This window comes from Paraburkholderia sp. BGA-UO-ETr-F21, assembly GCF_059567925.1.
The window spans coordinates 792635-808386 of the sequence record NZ_JCAQOY010000037.1 but is presented as its reverse complement, the minus strand read 5'-3'; the positions used below and the strand labels follow the sequence as shown (position 1 = coordinate 808386).

Below are 15752 nucleotides of genomic sequence, written 5' to 3'. Positions count from 1 at the left end.
TAGTACCAACGGCAGCGGCGACGCGTGACCGGAAAAATCCGCGCGATTGAGCCGGCCGCTACGGCCGCGACGCGACCTCGTCCAGATGCTCCAGCAGATCGGCGGGGTCGTCGTACACCCGCAGCGCACCGGCGCGTTCGAGTTCCTCCGTGCCGTATCCGCCCGACAACAGGCCTACGCCCAGAGCGCGGCAGCGCCGCGCCGCGAGCATGTCCCAGATGCTGTCGCCGACCACCACCGTGTTTTCGACCGGCACGCCGAGCCGCTCAGCCGCGGCGATGAACAGATCCGGATCCGGTTTTGCATATTTGACGTCGTCGCGCGTAACGACCACCGCCTTCGCGGGATCGACACCCAGCGCCTCCAGATTGAGCGCCGCCGTCTCCATGCGGCCACTGGTCGCCACGGCCCACGGCGTTCCGGCTTGCGTGAGCGCGTCGAGCAACGCCCGCGCGCCCGGCAGCGGGCACACCTGCGCTCGCAGTCGCTGATAGGCTGCGGCGTGCGCACGACGCAGGCTCTCTACCCGTTCTGCACTGATTTCGCCGTGGGTTTCCCGCAGAAGCTGATGAGTGAAGAGGCCGCCGCTCATGCCGATCTTGCGGTGAATCCGCCATACCGACAAAGGAATCCCTTCGCTGTCGAGCGCTTCTTTCCAGGCCAGAACGTGCTGATAGACGCTGTCGACCAGGGTTCCGTCGAGATCGAAGAGGAAAGACGTCTGGATTCGCATGGTGAGCTCCTGTTGGTGACCACGGCCACCAATATGCCATGCCCCGGTTTGGCAGGTCGCAAGAATGCGCGCCTGATTTCCCCTTGACCCTCACGTAGCGTAAGGTTCTACGCTCCAACATGCACACTGACCGGAGGCTCGAATGCTGTTGAACGTGGGAGAACTTGCAAGGCGCAGCGCACTGACCGTCCGCACGCTCCACCACTACGACGCAACCGGGCTGCTCACGCCTTCGGCGCGCGCTGATAACGGCGACCGGCTTTACGATCGCGACGACATTGCCCGGCTAGCCTCGCCACTTCTGCTCACAGGACGTTGCATGAATACACTTCGATTGCGCCTTCATGGCCTGAGCCGGCAACGCACGATTGCGATGCTTGCCGCGCTACTGACGATTTCGACCAGCATCAATCACTCCGCCTGCGCGCAGACTGAAGACACGACCCGGGTTGCGTATTCCGGCACCGTCGGCGAAGCGAAGGTCGGCATGACGCTCGCTCTGCATGGAAAAGATCTCGGCGAAGGACATTACTTCTACTACCGCTACCTGAAGGACATTGCGCTGACCGGTCAGCAATCCGGCGGCACGCTGACGTTACAGGAAGCGAACGGCGCGTTCACGCTGCATTTTGTGGGCAACGGGTCGAACGGCGGCCAGCCACTTGATTTTCCCAATAGCGTGGGCCTTGCCGGCACCTGGACTGGCGGCGGAAAGACTCTGCCGGTCAAGCTCGCCCTCGAAAGTATGTCATCCGCGGACACGAATGCGGGTCGCCTGTACGGCATGATCACCGACGAATCGGACCATGCATTCGAGGCGCGCGCTCAAGGTTTCTATTTCGCCGCGCTGAAGGGTGATCCGAAGCAGGCCGCGCGTTTCGTTCACTTTCCGCTGCGGGTGAATTGGGGCGCAGCGCACCACGAGACGATCGGTTCGGCGAATCAGCTCGCCGCCAGTTGGCATCGCATATTCACGCCCAAGTATCTTGCGGCGTTACGCGACGCGGCCCCACACGATATGCCGGTGATCAAAAGCCAGTACGCAATGCTCGGGGCCGGGCTTGCGTTCTTTACAGATAAGGGTGTCGAGGTTCTGAACGCGGAGCAGTAAGCGCCGCTCGCGTAGTGGGATGGAGTACTGCGAGTGCGATCGGCTTCCGCGAATGCGTCAGCGCTGCACAGGGTGAGGGTTTTCTTGTTCCAAAACGCAATCGACGCGCCGCCATTCACATCAGCGGCGCGTCGATCGTTTTCCGCGCTTATTGGACTGCTAGTCGGACTGCTTGTCCGACTGCTTATCGGGTCATTTACTGGCCCGTGTACCCGAGCGGAACAGTCGAGTTGGCCTTGGCAACCGTCGCGTTGTTCGACACGATGTACTGCGGCACCTCGGTGAGCGTCAGCGCGACCTGGCCGTTGGTGTAGGCGACCGTGCTGACATTGCCGTAACCATCGATCTTCGTCACGTTGCCCGACGTGCCGGCATTGTCGACCTGGAGCGTATAGCTGGTCGAATAGGTCTGGCTATACGCGCCGTTGCTCGCCGGCCATTGTGCGTTGCTGTGCGTCCACGCCGCCGTTACGACCTTGCCGTTCCCCAGTTGCTGGAACGCATAAGCAAAGACGCCTGACGGTGCGCCCTTGATCCGGCCCAGTGTGTTCGTGCCGTCGAGAACCCGCGTCATCGTCGCGAAGGCCATCGCTTCAGGCTTCGGCGACAGGTTCGTCGCACCGAACGCGCCTTGTGCGTCATTCAGATCGAAGAACGAGCCGTAGCCCACTTCGCCCGGGTAGTCAGGACCGTAGAAAAGCGTCGTGACCTGCGCGCCGCCGCCCAGCACGATGATGTGTGCCCGCACGCCGACCGCCGCATGCGCGAACAGCTGGTTCTGCGAAGGAACGTTGGGACCGTAGTTGAGGCCCGGATCGTAGCTCACGCCGGCTTCCGTGAAGAAGAGCTTCATGTTCGGCTTGCCTGCCTGCATGACCGAGCGCAGCTGCGTCATCTGGTTGTCGAGCGCGTTGGCCTGGTTCGCCGGATCCGGATCCGAGTCCTGCAATTCAGGCGGATGCGACGGATACGTACCCGCATTCCAGTAGCCATGCGTTGCGACTGCATCGATGTAATTCCACAGGCCGAGTGCGCCGAACTTCTGCAGATAACCGGTTGTGCAAGTGTCGCAATTCGAGGCGAACGGATTGCCGGTGCCCATCACGACCGCATTCGGGTCGGTCGAATGAATGCCCTGGTAGGCGGCCTTGTACATGGCAACGAAATTCGCGTCACTATCGGCCCAACCGAGGCTCGGCTCCCACGTTACCTGATAGTAGTTCTTCTGCTGATTCGGGTAATTGGCAGCGCGGATCAGGCTGGTGTCGGTGCCGACCTTGCCCATGTAGGTCTGAAACTCAGCCATGTTCGACGGCGCATAGTAGCTGTCGTTGAACTGGCCGGTCTTCGAATCCCATGCCGGCAGGCCATCGAGACGCACGATACGCATCTGATCCGGATTGGCCTTGTAGAACGGATCGAGGTCATTCACGTTCGGCGTGTACGTGTTGGGACCGTTGGGTTCCATTGCCGATACCTGACGGTCATCGATCGTCCACGAGATACCCAGCGCGTGTAGCGCCGCGATGTTGCCGTTAAAGCCCTGCATGCCGAAGCGGTGCTGATCCTGATGCGCGTACGTCACGGTGCCCAGTGCCGAGCTCAGATTCGGCAACACACCGAACGTGGCGATGCCGACCGGACGGGTACCGCTTCGCGGCAACGTGCCACCGTTCGAACGCAAGGTCGCGGTGAGCGCCGCATAGCCGGACCACGTCGACGTACACGGAATCGTACTGGTTTGCACGCCGGCCTTGACTGCAAAACTTCCTTGCGTCTTGATCGCGCCGGTCGAATCCGCAACGGACCAGACGACGGTGTCCGCGCTCGGGGCGTTCGTCGTAATTGCCAGCTTGAACGAGGCGTTGTTCTGGAACACGCGCAGGCCGTCGGTGGTCGGCGTATCGGCGCTGATCACGCCGTTCGCGGTACCGCCGGACGTTTGCGTCGGCGTGCTGCACGACATGGTCGCACTGCTCGGGGTGGGCGTCGGGGTGGGCGTCGGGGTGGGCGTCGGGGTGGGCGTCGGCGTCGGCGTCGGGGTGGCCGCCGGCGTCGGGGTCGGGGTCGGGGTCGGCGTCGGGGTCGGCGTCGGCGTCGGCGTCGGCGTCGGCGTCGGCGTCGGGGTCGGCGTTGGGGTAGGCGTGGGAGTCGGCGTCGGTGTTGCAGCGGCCGCCTTAATCCAGCATGACTTGCCGTAGCCGTAGGCCGGGTCGGTCTGCGACACTGCGCCGACATAGCAGCCAACGCCATTGCTGAACGTATGCGGCGCGGTCAACATCACCGACGGCGCGTTGGGCGGAACCGCACCAAACACCACCGAGGCCGTTCCGAGGAAAGAGCAGTTGCCATTCTCCTGGGCGCACAACTTGTATTGCTGTCCCGAGACCGTGATGGTGCTTGCCTGAGCCTGCGCGCTTTCCGCCGCAAACGATGCCAACACTGTTGCCGATGCAACTCCCAATAGTTTCAAGTATCTCGTCATTGTCCGTAAGTTCGCTAAAAGCAGGTTTTCCCCGAGGATTCAGCAAGATCGATCAGTCGTCCGCTTTGGCGTTATTGAGTACAGAGAGAGGTGAACCTGAGAACGCGCCGACCGCGTTCATTGCTGATGAAGCTAAAGCTTTGATGTACTGCTATTCGATGGCGGACCTACTCGCCGTGCGCGTAGGCTGACCAGCGCCAAATAGCGGCGCGATCAACATTGCAATCAAAGTCGGCCCAACTTCTATTTATTACGTTATGCTTACTATGCTGTCGAGAAGTAATCCCTCGATAAGCCGCTACCCGCTACTACGCATGGATTTTCGACACAGTGGATCGAACGCGACACGCACCAAAATCAAACCGCACGCACCGCTTGCGTGAAAAACTCAAGCGTTTTCCTGAGCGACGTAAAGCGCTACGCGCCGGTCACCCGACCGGGAAAATGCCACAAGGGGGTCATGCAGGCCGCCGAAGCGACTGGAACATCTGCCGAGGCTCGCGCTGACAGACCGGCGCACCTCATGGTTGACAAACAAAATTCGTACCAACACGCACAACTTAAAACCTTAGGATGACGAATAATCAGCCCAGTTTCTTTTCGTATACCGTTGACAGTCCATTATTGACGTGAACCCGTTGTCTCGGCAGCGATCGAGGTTGTCCTCGTCTTGCGAGTCGGGTTCGGGATCCAAAAAAACAATTGATCCGTGCGTGCCTGCCCATTCGCCTCAATGCCGGCGAGAGACAGCGAGCGTCGAAATCGAAGTGCGCGCAGCGTTTCACCAGCACGCTTCGCGTACACAAATCGGTCCGTCGACGCGCGGCAACCACTACCGTAACTGTTACAGGAAAAACGGTGCTCGACCGCATGCCCGGTATTAGTTACAGAACTTTTTGGCAGACGAATTATAAACGTTTCATCCGCGTAACGTGCCGTGGTTCGAGGGCGATAAGTGATAAGAGCAAGGAACTACAAGACGATCCGGGCAGAGATTTTCGAAACGAGGGCGAATGGAAAAACTCCGCCTCGCGGCAATGCGTAAAACGTAAATCTTTGATTCGTCAGTTGATTAAGGACACCGTTCGGCCTGAGCGCTCCACCTGTGCAATTTTTATATTGGTAATACAAAAAGGCTCGCGTCCGCCGCGAGCCTCAAGACACAAGAACCAGACGAGTATTCGTCAGGCGCTCCGTGCAACGGCACGCATGCTATTGCGCCGCCGTAGCTAGCAACACGGGATCGTTGCGATACAGATCCGGGAACATGCGCTTCAGGCCGGCCACTTTCGGCAGATCGTTGATGGCAATGTATGGGTGATTCGGATGCAGCGCGAGGAAGTTCTGGTGATAGCTTTCCGCCGTATAGAAGCCTTTGAAATCCTCCACGCGAGTCACGACTGGCGCAGCAAAAACATGAGCATTGTTCAGTTGTGCGATATACGACTGCGCAATATTGCGCTGCGTGGCATTCACGGGGAAAATCGCCGAGCGATATTGCGTGCCGTGGTCAGGGCCCTGATAGTTCAACTCCGTGGGATTGTGCGCGACCGAGAAGAATATCTGCAGCAATCGCCCATACGTGATCTGCGTTGGATCGTAGGTGATCTGCACCGACTCCGCGTGTCCCGTATCGCCGTCGCTGACGGTTTCGTATTGCGCGGTCGAAGCCGCGCCTCCGCTATAACCGGACGCGACCTGTTTCACGCCACGCACATGTTCGAACACGCCTTGCACGCCCCAGAAACAGCCTCCCGCCAGCACCGCCGTTTCACTATGCGCTGCAACGCCCTTCTCGTCCTGTACGGGAGCCGGGATCTTCGTGGTGGCTTCAGCCGAATGCGCGACGTGCTGCGCGGCCGCAACGCTCAAAGCAACCACGACGAGACCTGCGAGTCGAGTGACTGAGAAATGTTTCCGCGGCGACGCGGTGCGGGTGGATATCGTATGCATGATGGTCATTCCTTTGGATCAGCTTGAAGTTGAGTCAGGCCGCTCGCGTCGGCTTAACCGAATGTGAAGGCAAATGCCTGCACACCCGGATCGAGAAACTCGATCGTGAACGTGTGGTCCTCGACCTGGCCGGTTTGCCGCACCAGTTGATAGAGACGTTGCCCGGTCACGATGCCGCTGCCGTCAGCGGCGACATCGGTGCCGTGCGAGGCGCGAGGCGCGGCACCGTCGACACTCACACGAAACCGCACTGGCTTGCCGTCCTTACCCGGCCCGAGCACCAGATGCAGGTCGCGCGCATGAAAGCGATACACGATACGTCCCGACGCGGCGACGAGCGTGGCTTGCTCCGCACCCACGTTCCATGAACCGGCGAGCCCCCAGTCATTCACGGCTGGTTGCGACGGCGCTGCATACGTGTGCGCCTTGTCCTCGACCGCCCCGCCCGGCGACGCGAAGTTCTCCGCGCGCTGATAACCGACATAGGTTTCCGGCGATTGCATATCGGCGTTGTCGGCAGCGGCTTGCACGCCTTGTGCGCCGGTGCTCGCAATACCGATTGCGATATTCGATGCATTCGCGTGGCCCGCTTCGGCCAGCAGCTGCTGGATCACCTTTTCCGATTCCGCGTAATCGCCTTCGCCGAAGTGGTGATAGCGAATCTGCCCTTTCGCGTCGACGAAATAGTGCGCGGGCCAGTACTGATTATTCAGCGCGCGCCAGATCGCATAGTTGTTGTCGATCGCAACGGGGTAGTCGACCCCCAGGTCATGCGTGGCCTTCTTCACGTTGTCGATATTACGCTCGAAGGCGAATTCCGGCGCATGCACACCGATCACGACGAGCCCCTGATCCTTGTACTTCTGCGCCCACGCTTTGACATACGGCAGCGAACGCAGGCAGTTGATACAGGAGTATGTCCAGAAATCGATCAGCACGACCTTGCCGCGCAAGTCCTGCAGTGTAAGCGGCGGCGAATTGAGCCATTGGACCGCGCCGTTCAGCGGAGGCAGCACACCCTCGACCGGCAGTGGCGCCGCAGCGGCGGCGGTGCGCATCATCGCGCCGCCCGACATCGCGGCGGAGACCGGTTCGACCACCGCGCCGCCTTGCGTCGCCGGGTTGGCGCTCCTCATCGCGCCGCCGGCGGAGACGTGCGCCGGATTCTCGCCGACCGGCGACTTGCCCGGCGCCGCGTTCGGTGAAAGCGTGTCGACGAGCTTCTGTTCGAGACCGCCGGTGGCGACCGTCGAGACACGAGCGAGTACGCCGGTGTCGAATCCAAGCGAGATCGCGGCAACACCGAACAACATCGCGGCACCAATTCCACGGCGGACCCATTCGCCCGCGCCCAATGACCGTTTCATCGCCGTGAACACCTTGCCGCCGATCAGGAGCGCCACCGCCAGCGACGTCGCCGCGCCCGCCGCATAAGCCGCCAGCAGCAACGTAGTACCCACGCTCGCGCCGCGCAGTGCCGCGCCAGTCAGCACGAGGCCGAGAATCGGCCCGGCGCACGGCGCCCATAGCAGACCGGTGGCAATGCCGAGCAGAAACGACGACCCCGCGTGGACCTGGTGGCCATCCGCCTGCGCGAAATCGGACAGACGATTGCCGGCGCTGACGAGCGGCCGCATCAAATGATCGGCGAAGCGCGGGAACAGCAACGTCAGCCCGAAGATCGCCAGCAGCGCGATAGCCAGCCAGCGGCCATACTGGTTGGCCTGCGTGACCCAGCCACCGCCCACCGCCGCAAGCGTCGCGACGAGCGCGAACGTGAGCGCCATGCCGGCGAGCAAGGGCAAGCCGCTGCGCACGAACGGCTGATCGGCGCGCGCGAAAACAAACGGCAGCACAGGCAGAATGCATGGGCTGAGAATGGTGAGGGCGCCGCCAAGATAGGCGAGAACGATGAGTAGCATGTCAGTTCCGAACGTTCGTGTAGACGGTTACAGTGGGCACGCGGGCTCGGGCGTCAGCCGGCGTACAGTTCATTCAGGGCCTGGTATTGCGGAAAGTGCCCACATGCTAGAGCGCCACCGATGTCGAAGTCCTCACGAAAAGTTAAATTAAATGTGATAACTCGCAGGCCGGAAATTTTGCACAATGGCGCAATGGCCGCCTTTCCCGGCGGCCGTGCCCGGCCCCGCTTCTCAACCGCGCACTGAACCGCCGCTGAAACCCACCATGGACAATCCGAAGCGCATCCTGATCGTCGAAGACGACGTCGACATCGCCAACGTGCTGAGTCTTCATTTGCGTGACGAGCGCTATGAAGTGGTGCACAGCGCCGACGGCAACGAAGGGCTACGCCTGCTCGAACAAGGCGGCTGGGACGCGCTGATTCTCGATCTGATGCTGCCCGGCGTCGACGGCCTCGAAATCTGCCGGCGCGCCCGCGCGATGACGCGCTACACGCCGATCATCATCACCAGCGCACGTTCGAGCGAAGTGCACCGGATTCTCGGCCTCGAACTGGGCGCTGACGACTATCTCGCCAAACCGTTCTCGGTGCTCGAACTGGTCGCACGCGTCAAGGCCTTGCTGCGCCGCGTCGACGCCCTGGCGAAAGATGCGCGGATCGAAGGCGGCAGCCTGCGGATTGCCGGGCTCGCAATCGATCCGCTAACGCGCGAAGCGGCCGTCGACGGCAAGCCGATCGAACTCACGCCGCGCGAATTCGACCTGCTGTATTACTTCGCGCAGCATCCCGGCAAAGTGTTTTCGCGCATGGACCTGCTCAATGCAGTGTGGGGTTATCAGCACGAAGGCTACGAGCATACTGTCAATACCCATATCAACCGGCTGCGCGCGAAGATCGAGGCGGATCCGGCCCAACCCGAGCGCATCCTGACCGTCTGGGGTCGCGGCTACAAGCTCGCCGTGCCAGGCGACACACCCGCGCCCGCCGGCGCGCAGAAGGACGCATCGTGAATCTGACGCTGACCCAGCGGCTCTCGCTCGTTTTCTCCGTGCTGTTGCTGGCATGCTGCGGCGCGTCGGCCTTCCTGCAAATCCGTTCAAGCGATCTGCACGAAAAGGAGGTCATACAGAGCCTGTCGCGCAATCTCGCCGACCATATCGCGCACCGCACCACGCTGATGGACGCGAACGGCTTGCGGCCCGACGCGGTCCGGCAACTGTTCGGGCAACTGATGATGGTGAATCCGAGTGTCGAGGTGTATCTGCTCGACAATCAAGGGCGCATTAAAGGCGACGACGCGCCTGTCGGACACGTCAAGCGTGAACAGGTAAACCTGACGCCGATACGGCAATTCATCGCGGGCGAGGCGCTGCCGATTCTCGGCGACGACCCGCGCAGCACCGACGGCAGGAAAGTGTTCAGCGCCGCGCCGCTGCAACTGAGCGGCCAGGCGCCGTCCGGGTATATCTACGTGGTCCTGCTCGGCGAAGAACACGACGCACTGGCCGCACGCGTGGCGGCCAGTTCCGTGTTGCGGACTACGCTGTGGTCGATGGCGCTAGTTGCCTTGTTGGGACTGCTCGCCGGTTTGACGGCATTCGGCCTCATCACGCGGCCGCTGCGCCGGCTCACCGACGCCATGCGCCGCTTCGACGCGGAGGGCGAGCCCGACACCCAGCCGAACGTGCCGCGCTCCTCGGCTGCCGGACCGCGCGACGAAATCGCGGTGCTCGAAACCACCTTCGCGCAGATGGCGAACCGCATCGGCGAACAATGGCGCGCGCTGACGCGGCAGGACCAGCAGCGCCGCGAGTTGATCGCCAATATTTCGCACGACCTGCGCACACCGTTGACTTCCCTGCACGGCTACCTCGAGACACTGTCGTTGAAGTCCGACACGCTCGGCGAAACGGAGCGCAAACGCTATCTGGCAATCGCGCTCGCGCAAAGCGTCAAGGTGGGGCGGCTCGCGCAGGCACTGTTCGAGCTGGCCAGGCTCGAACACGGCAACGTGCAACCGGCCCTCGAGCCATTCTCGCTAACGGATCTGGTGCAGGACGTCTTTCAGAAGTTCGAGTTGCCGGCCGAGGCGAGGCACATTCAGTTACGAGCGGTTATTCCGCCGCGTCTGCCAAGTGTTTGCGCTGATCTCGGCATGATCGAACGCGTGCTGACCAACCTGCTCGATAACGCGATTCGCCACACACCCGCCCAAGGATCGATTGAAATCGATCTCGCCCACAAGGACGGCAAGGTGTCGGTCACGGTCAGTGACACGGGGCCCGGCATTCCAGCCGAGCAGCGCGAGGGGTTGTTCGAACGGCCATTCAGCGCCGGCGGCGCGCATCGTGGCGGCGGGCTCGGGTTGCTGATCGTCCAGCGCATGCTGCAACTGCACCATAGCCAGATACGTCTGGTCGACACCGCGGGAGCGGGCACGACTTTCTGCTTCGAGTTGCCTACGGCTGCCGTCAGGGCGAGCACCGCGGGCCTGCCTCTGTGACGGATCGCAGCAGAACTCGCTGCCGCCAACGCGCGCGCACCTAAGACCGTCGGCATGGTCGTAGCGGCAGCGGCCTTTCACGATGCCCGGCAATCAGACGTTAATCGCTGTCTTTCCAAGTCGCCGACGCTCCTGCCAGTTGCGTAGCTGACCGGCGATGAACGCGCCTATCAGCAGCGACAGATACAGCAGCAGAATGTAGTGGCGCCATGCATCGAGCGCGCCCTGATGTGCGATCAGTTTCGAATCGGGATGCAACGGCCCGGCACTGATCGCCATGACCGCCTGCTTCATTCGTATAAAGCCCGCGGCGGACAACAGCGGCAACAGAACGAGCAGCGCAACCAGAACGGGCTTCGCGCGGCGCGCCATAGCATGATGACGCATGCGCAGCCACAGTCCGAGACAACCGTGCAACCAGCCCGGCGCGAGCAATGCGAGCTGCAAGCCTTGCGTGCCGCTGGTGATGAGCGATATCAGAATGCGTTCATAGTTCGGTTCAAAACCGTAGAGCGATGACGCAAGACGGGTCGACACGGCATGCCGGATGAGTAGCAGAGGCAGACTCAGTCCCGCCCAGAGTCGAACCCATTCAGTGAGCGGAAGCGTCCAGTAGCGGCGCCCATAGATGGTTCGCAGCGCCAGCGAAAAATGCAGCAACGCCGCGCCATACAGGAGCACGGTGCCAGGCACGCTGCGCCACAACCGCAGCGCCAGCACGAGACCGCGCCCGGCAAGATCCAGCGACCAGATACCCAGCGCGTGATTGACCAGATGCAGAAAGAGGTAGATCAGCAAAACCACGCCGGACACGAGCTGAAAACGGCGCAGTAACGTATGCACGGTCGACTCCCTGACATTGAGCGCGGACAAAACCGGCGGCCGACGCAGCACCGATATCGTCTCGCGTCGGGCGGCTCGCGGAAAGTCAGCCGGGCACGGTGTCGTCCCAGCGGGGTTACGTGTTCGAAACATGTCAGGCCCCACGCGCAGACCGTTCCTGCCGGTTGTCGTCCGTTCTACGGTTCACCGCCGTATAGCGAATAGCGTCGGCAAATTTCTGCAGTGCCGACAGTGAACCGCAAACGCTGTGGTATTCCTCCCGGCCTATCCGGCCGTCGAGAATAACCGCCATTCCTGACTGACGGGCCATGTCGATGATGTCCATTTGAGCACCCCCAATTCGTGTCTTCACGACTGTAAGACGCCGCATTTCACGTGGTTATTCCCGCTCTCCTTTTAAACACGTCACCCGGAATAAGAAATCCATTCCGACGGTTTACCGGTTCAGAGCGTGCTGATGCCGGCTCACGTCGAGTTCGAACATTGCGCTCGCACATTGAGGAGTATTGACATGAAACTGATCTCGCTGAACCGGCGCGCCGGGCGGGCCCTGTCTGGCGCATTCGTCATGAGCGCGGCCTTTCTGGTGAGTTCGACCGGTGTTTATGCGCAAACGTCTGCCATGCCCGGCACGCATCAAGTCACGCGCGCCGAAGTGCGCCATGAACTCGAGGAACTGGAAGCCGCTGGATATGACCCGTCCCGAGGCGACGACAACGACTATCCCGCCGACATTCAGGAAGCGGAAAGAAAAGTCGCCGCCATGCACGCAGCCCAAAAGAATGCGCTCAACGACAACCCGCCGGCAATGCAGACCATGCCGATGCATTAACGGCAAGTCTGGGTGGGCGAACCGGCGGAAAGCGGGCTCGCCCTTCGATTGACGCCGCTCCGGCAAAACGGGGATCGGGGTAGAGGCAGTCAGCGCAGCGGTGAGCGATCTGCTTCGAAGCGTGGATTCGATCATTCGCGCCCCGTTCGACGCGGAGCCTCCTCCGCGTAAAGCCTGTTGTCGCTCAACCGACACCCAAGCCTTCGACTGTTGGATCAGCCGCACCACCCGGCACCTTCGCCGTATGCGGTTAATCGCCGGCATCTCCTTTGTTATCAGCGGCTTGGCGGTGCAAAAGCGAAACTGGCATGTCCTGTGCGCTATGACTAGCCGAGCACTCATCAACGTGCTCAACCAAATAATCTTTCTCAAGGAGCACGTCATGAAAGAACTGAAGATCGATGAGTTGCATCGCAACGAAGAAATGACCTCTTCCGACATGGCTCGTATTGTCGGAGGAACAACGAAAGAGCCCGTCGGCAAACCGACGCATATCGACGCGATGAACGGCGTCCTCACATTCGGCGATGGCTCGAAGTGGTCGATGGACCTCAACGGCAAGCTACATCCGCTTTAAATCGACAACGGCCGCATGGTTCCCCGGTGAGAAGGCAGGAACTTCAACTTCTCATCGGTGACCTGTCGAGCGCATCCGGCACGATTGGCTAACCGGAAAGCTTCGTCTTTTCCGAACCATTTGTTCGTAATTGGCAGGTTTATTCGATCCACCGCATGCCGCAGACTGGGTTCATCTTCACTACGGACATATCCGCGAAAGGACCCTATCATGCGCACCTATCCCCGTAACAGCCCGCAAGCCGCAGCACGCATCGTCGCGCTCGCTCTCACCGCCGACGGCCACGTCAGCAGTTCGGAAGAGCGTGTGCTGGACAGACTGGATATTGCCGGCGAACTCGGTCTCGCACCGGCACAATTCGAGCAGATCGTGCAGACGCTATGCGAGGATCACTCGGTCGCACAGCCTTCGTTTGCGCCGCCGGTGGGTCATCTCGATCCGGCCATGCTGACGACCTTGATCGACGAGATCGACGATCCCGCGCTGCGTCGCAAGGTGATTCGCCTATGCGTGGCCGTGACGGTCGCCGACGACTTTCTGGCGGACGGTGAAATCGCCGTGCTTGCCGCCGTATTGAATGCGTGGGGCCCCAATCTGACGCCTGCCGCGCGACGTCAGGGCCTCCCCTCGCACGTGTTGCGTAGTTATAACCGCGCGCCGGCCACCACCTGAGACGCCAGGCCGTGATGTTGGCCGCGACGCGACCGGATGGCGTGGATCTCTTCGATCACGCCGTCCGCGCGGCCGAGCCAGCGCAGGCCTCGCAGGAGCGACAGGTCTTCCGCGCCCAGTTCCGCGAGCGGGAATACGCCTAGGCCGCGCGCGGCAAACACCGCCATCAACGCGCTGTCCTCGAACTCGCCGACGATGCGCGGCCGGATGCCTTGCGCCTCGAACCACCGGTCAAGGCGTGCGCGCAACGCGGCGTGCCGGGTGGGCAGAAGCAGAGGCACCTCCGCGAGGCACTGCGGAAAGCCCGCACGCGCGGACTTGCGGACCATCTCCGCCGGGCCGTACCAATCGACCGGCGAACCCGCAAGGCGCTGGCTCAAGACGCGCAGGTCGGCATTGTGCGGCGCCGGCTGGCACGCGAGCACCAGATCGAGCCTGTGCAGCGCAAGCTCAGACATCAGCTCTGCATGCTCACCCTCGTGGCACAAGAGCCTGAGCGACGGCGTGCCGAGCACCGGCGCCAGCAGCGCGTGCGCCGCGAGCTTTGAAATGCCGTCGGAAAGACCCACCGCGAGCCGCGCCACGCCTTCCCCACCCGCCTCGCGCATCTCGTCGAGCAACGCCTCGCCAATCTGAAAAATCTGCTCCGCGCGATTGAATGCCGTCTCGCCGGCCTCCGTCATCGTGACACCGCGCCCGGCCGGTTTCAACAACTGGCGGCCGATCGATTTTTCCAGCTCGCGCACCTGCGCGCTAATGGTCTGAACCGCCATATCGAGCCGCTCGGCCGCGCGCGCAAAGCCGCCTTCCTTCACGACGATCCAGAAATAGTACAGATGACGGTAGTTGAGCATGGCGTAACACTTCGAAAAAATCGATATAACGATCAGATTATCACTGATTTATTCGAAATTCGGTGGCGGCGATCATGACGCTATTCCGACGTTACCTGCATTCATTCGCTTACGGACACCATGGACTTTCTGCTCACACTCGCTTCCGACCCTGCTGCATGGGCAGCGCTCCTCACGCTGGTCGTGATGGAGATCGTGCTCGGCATCGACAACCTGATTTTCATCTCGATCCTCAGCAACAAGCTGCCGGAAGCGCAACGCGCCCGCACGCAGCGTCTGGGCATCATGCTCGCGCTCGTGCTGCGACTGGGCCTGCTCGGTACGGTTGCCTGGATCGCGCAGTTGACCGCGCCCGCCGTCACGCTGTTCGGCCATGCGTTTTCGTGGCGCGATCTCATCCTGCTCGGCGGTGGTCTATTCCTCGTCTGGAAGGCGACGCGTGAGATTCACCATCACGTGGTGCATGCGGAAGAAGAACGCGGCAACGCGAGCAGCACCGTGCAGTTGACCGTGGCAGGCGCGATCGGCCAGATCCTGCTGCTCGATATCGTGTTCTCGGTCGACAGCATCATCACGGCGGTCGGCATGACGGACCATATGCCGATCATGTTCATCGCGGTGATCAGCGCGGTGCTGGTCATGCTCTTCGCAGCGCGTCCGCTGTCACGCTTCATCGATCGTAATCCGACCATCGTCACGCTCGCGCTGAGTTTCCTGCTCGTGATCGGCATGACGCTCATTGCTGAAGGTTTTGGCTCGCACGTGCCGAAAACGTACATCTACGTGGCGATGGCGTTCTCCGCGTTCGTCGAGGCGATGAACATGCTGGTGCGCCGCGCGAAGTCGAAGCGCGTGCCCAGCACCGGGGAATGACCGATAGCGCGGGAAGTTGTTGACGGATCGGACTGCTCGCACGATCGAGCGTTCGATGCCTTTCTACTCTTGAGGAGCGACACCATGAAATGCCCTGTATGCAAGACCACCGACCTGCTGATGACCGAGCGCCGCTCGATCGAAATCGACTACTGCCCGGACTGCCGCGGCGTGTGGCTCGATCGCGGTGAACTCGACAAGCTGATCGCGCAGGACGCCGCGAGCCTCGACACGGCGCCCGCGACACGCGCAAGTCGTGAGGGCCACCGTGATCGGGAACACGCGTACGACAGCCACCGTGGGTACGACGATCGTCGAACGGACTATCGGACGCAAAAGAAAAAGCGCTCGATTTTCGACGTATTCGATTTCGACTGAGCAGCGCCAGTCAG

The 15752-nt window shown here is 61.6% G+C and carries 15 protein-coding genes; 8 read left to right on the top strand and 7 right to left on the bottom strand.

What is annotated here, in order from left to right; genetic code table 11:
- Positions 1–58 precede the first annotated feature (58 nt).
- Positions 59–733 (bottom strand): HAD family hydrolase, encoded by a 675-nt coding sequence (locus tag AC57B1_RS27295; RefSeq protein WP_091807190.1) that lies wholly within the window; start codon positions 731–733, stop codon positions 59–61.
- Between the two features lie 142 nt (positions 734–875).
- Between AC57B1_RS27295 and AC57B1_RS27290 the strand changes: the two genes are divergently transcribed.
- Positions 876–1844 carry a MerR family DNA-binding transcriptional regulator gene (locus AC57B1_RS27290; RefSeq protein WP_408342472.1) on the top strand — a complete coding sequence of 323 codons (969 nt, stop codon included), beginning with the start codon at positions 876–878 and terminating at the stop codon, positions 1842–1844.
- 196 nt (positions 1845–2040) lie between these two features.
- Here the strand turns inward: AC57B1_RS27290 and AC57B1_RS27285 are convergent, their stop codons facing one another.
- From AC57B1_RS27285 to AC57B1_RS27275, 3 genes are all read right to left on the bottom strand, one after another.
- Positions 2041–4329, bottom strand: coding sequence for a hypothetical protein (locus tag AC57B1_RS27285; protein ID WP_496419219.1), 2289 nt, complete (start codon positions 4327–4329; stop codon positions 2041–2043).
- Positions 4330–5541: 1212 nt separating this feature from the next.
- The gene (msrA, locus tag AC57B1_RS27280) at positions 5542–6282 is read right to left on the bottom strand and encodes a peptide-methionine (S)-S-oxide reductase MsrA (RefSeq protein WP_496419218.1); all 741 of its coding nucleotides are present in this window, start codon (positions 6280–6282) and stop codon (positions 5542–5544) included.
- A 53-nt stretch (positions 6283–6335) separates the two neighbouring features.
- Positions 6336–8204: a cytochrome c biogenesis protein DipZ gene (locus AC57B1_RS27275; protein WP_496419217.1), complete on the bottom strand. Its 1869-nt coding sequence runs from the start codon at positions 8202–8204 to the stop codon at positions 6336–6338.
- Positions 8205–8469: 265 nt separating this feature from the next.
- Between AC57B1_RS27275 and AC57B1_RS27270 the strand changes: the two genes are divergently transcribed.
- Positions 8470–9216, top strand: coding sequence for a response regulator transcription factor (locus AC57B1_RS27270; RefSeq protein ID WP_091809173.1), 747 nt, complete (start codon positions 8470–8472; stop codon positions 9214–9216).
- Entirely contained in the window at positions 9213–10709 is a 1497-nt protein-coding gene (locus tag AC57B1_RS27265; RefSeq protein WP_496419216.1) for a HAMP domain-containing sensor histidine kinase, read from the top strand. Before AC57B1_RS27270 ends, AC57B1_RS27265 begins: the two co-directional genes overlap by 4 nt.
- Positions 10710–10802: 93 nt before the next feature.
- On the opposite strand, the gene AC57B1_RS27260 is transcribed toward AC57B1_RS27265, so the two are convergent.
- A complete protein-coding gene (locus tag AC57B1_RS27260) occupies positions 10803–11552 on the bottom strand; it encodes a hypothetical protein (protein WP_496419215.1) in 750 nt (249 codons plus the stop codon).
- 133 nt (positions 11553–11685) lie between these two features.
- Positions 11686–11877: a hypothetical protein gene (locus AC57B1_RS27255; protein ID WP_091809171.1), complete on the bottom strand. Its 192-nt coding sequence runs from the start codon at positions 11875–11877 to the stop codon at positions 11686–11688.
- A 186-nt stretch (positions 11878–12063) separates the two neighbouring features.
- Between AC57B1_RS27255 and AC57B1_RS27250 the strand changes: the two genes are divergently transcribed.
- The 3 genes from AC57B1_RS27250 (at position 12064) to AC57B1_RS27240 (ending at position 13633) form a co-directional block, all read left to right on the top strand.
- Positions 12064–12384, top strand: a complete 321-nt coding sequence (locus tag AC57B1_RS27250; RefSeq protein ID WP_408342459.1) for a DUF4148 domain-containing protein — start codon at positions 12064–12066, stop codon at positions 12382–12384.
- A gap of 100 nt (positions 12385–12484) precedes the next feature.
- Positions 12485–12961 carry a hypothetical protein gene (locus AC57B1_RS27245; RefSeq protein ID WP_496419214.1) on the top strand — a complete coding sequence of 159 codons (477 nt, stop codon included), beginning with the start codon at positions 12485–12487 and terminating at the stop codon, positions 12959–12961.
- 210 nt (positions 12962–13171) lie between these two features.
- Entirely contained in the window at positions 13172–13633 is a 462-nt protein-coding gene (locus tag AC57B1_RS27240) for a TerB family tellurite resistance protein (protein WP_408185160.1), read from the top strand.
- Here AC57B1_RS27240 and AC57B1_RS27235 read toward each other — a convergent pair.
- Positions 13606–14487 carry a LysR family transcriptional regulator gene (locus AC57B1_RS27235; protein WP_091807166.1) on the bottom strand — a complete coding sequence of 294 codons (882 nt, stop codon included), beginning with the start codon at positions 14485–14487 and terminating at the stop codon, positions 13606–13608. The genes AC57B1_RS27240 and AC57B1_RS27235 overlap by 28 nt on opposite strands.
- Positions 14488–14607: 120 nt before the next feature.
- Between AC57B1_RS27235 and AC57B1_RS27230 the strand changes: the two genes are divergently transcribed.
- Both AC57B1_RS27230 and AC57B1_RS27225 read left to right on the top strand, forming a co-directional pair.
- Positions 14608–15360, top strand: a complete 753-nt coding sequence (locus AC57B1_RS27230) for a TerC family protein (RefSeq protein ID WP_408185159.1) — start codon at positions 14608–14610, stop codon at positions 15358–15360.
- A gap of 84 nt (positions 15361–15444) precedes the next feature.
- Positions 15445–15738 (top strand): TFIIB-type zinc ribbon-containing protein, encoded by a 294-nt coding sequence (locus AC57B1_RS27225; protein ID WP_496419213.1) that lies wholly within the window; start codon positions 15445–15447, stop codon positions 15736–15738.
- Positions 15739–15752 lie beyond the last annotated feature (14 nt).

What these genes read in the sequence shown, in the direction of transcription:
- AC57B1_RS27295 (WP_091807190.1), bottom strand. Translation starts at nt 733, where the DNA reads ATGCGAATCCAGACGTCTTTCCTCTTCGATCTCGACGGAACCCTGGTC.
- AC57B1_RS27290 (WP_408342472.1), top strand. Translation starts at nt 876, where the DNA reads ATGCTGTTGAACGTGGGAGAACTTGCAAGGCGCAGCGCACTGACCGTC.
- AC57B1_RS27285 (WP_496419219.1), bottom strand. Translation starts at nt 4,329, where the DNA reads ATGACGAGATACTTGAAACTATTGGGAGTTGCATCGGCAACAGTGTTG.
- msrA (WP_496419218.1), bottom strand. Translation starts at nt 6,282, where the DNA reads ATGCATACGATATCCACCCGCACCGCGTCGCCGCGGAAACATTTCTCA.
- AC57B1_RS27275 (WP_496419217.1), bottom strand. Translation starts at nt 8,204, where the DNA reads ATGCTACTCATCGTTCTCGCCTATCTTGGCGGCGCCCTCACCATTCTC.
- AC57B1_RS27270 (WP_091809173.1), top strand. Translation starts at nt 8,470, where the DNA reads ATGGACAATCCGAAGCGCATCCTGATCGTCGAAGACGACGTCGACATC.
- AC57B1_RS27255 (WP_091809171.1), bottom strand. Translation starts at nt 11,877, where the DNA reads ATGGACATCATCGACATGGCCCGTCAGTCAGGAATGGCGGTTATTCTC.
- AC57B1_RS27250 (WP_408342459.1), top strand. Translation starts at nt 12,064, where the DNA reads ATGAAACTGATCTCGCTGAACCGGCGCGCCGGGCGGGCCCTGTCTGGC.
- AC57B1_RS27240 (WP_408185160.1), top strand. Translation starts at nt 13,172, where the DNA reads ATGCGCACCTATCCCCGTAACAGCCCGCAAGCCGCAGCACGCATCGTC.
- AC57B1_RS27235 (WP_091807166.1), bottom strand. Translation starts at nt 14,487, where the DNA reads ATGCTCAACTACCGTCATCTGTACTATTTCTGGATCGTCGTGAAGGAA.
- AC57B1_RS27230 (WP_408185159.1), top strand. Translation starts at nt 14,608, where the DNA reads ATGGACTTTCTGCTCACACTCGCTTCCGACCCTGCTGCATGGGCAGCG.
- AC57B1_RS27225 (WP_496419213.1), top strand. Translation starts at nt 15,445, where the DNA reads ATGAAATGCCCTGTATGCAAGACCACCGACCTGCTGATGACCGAGCGC.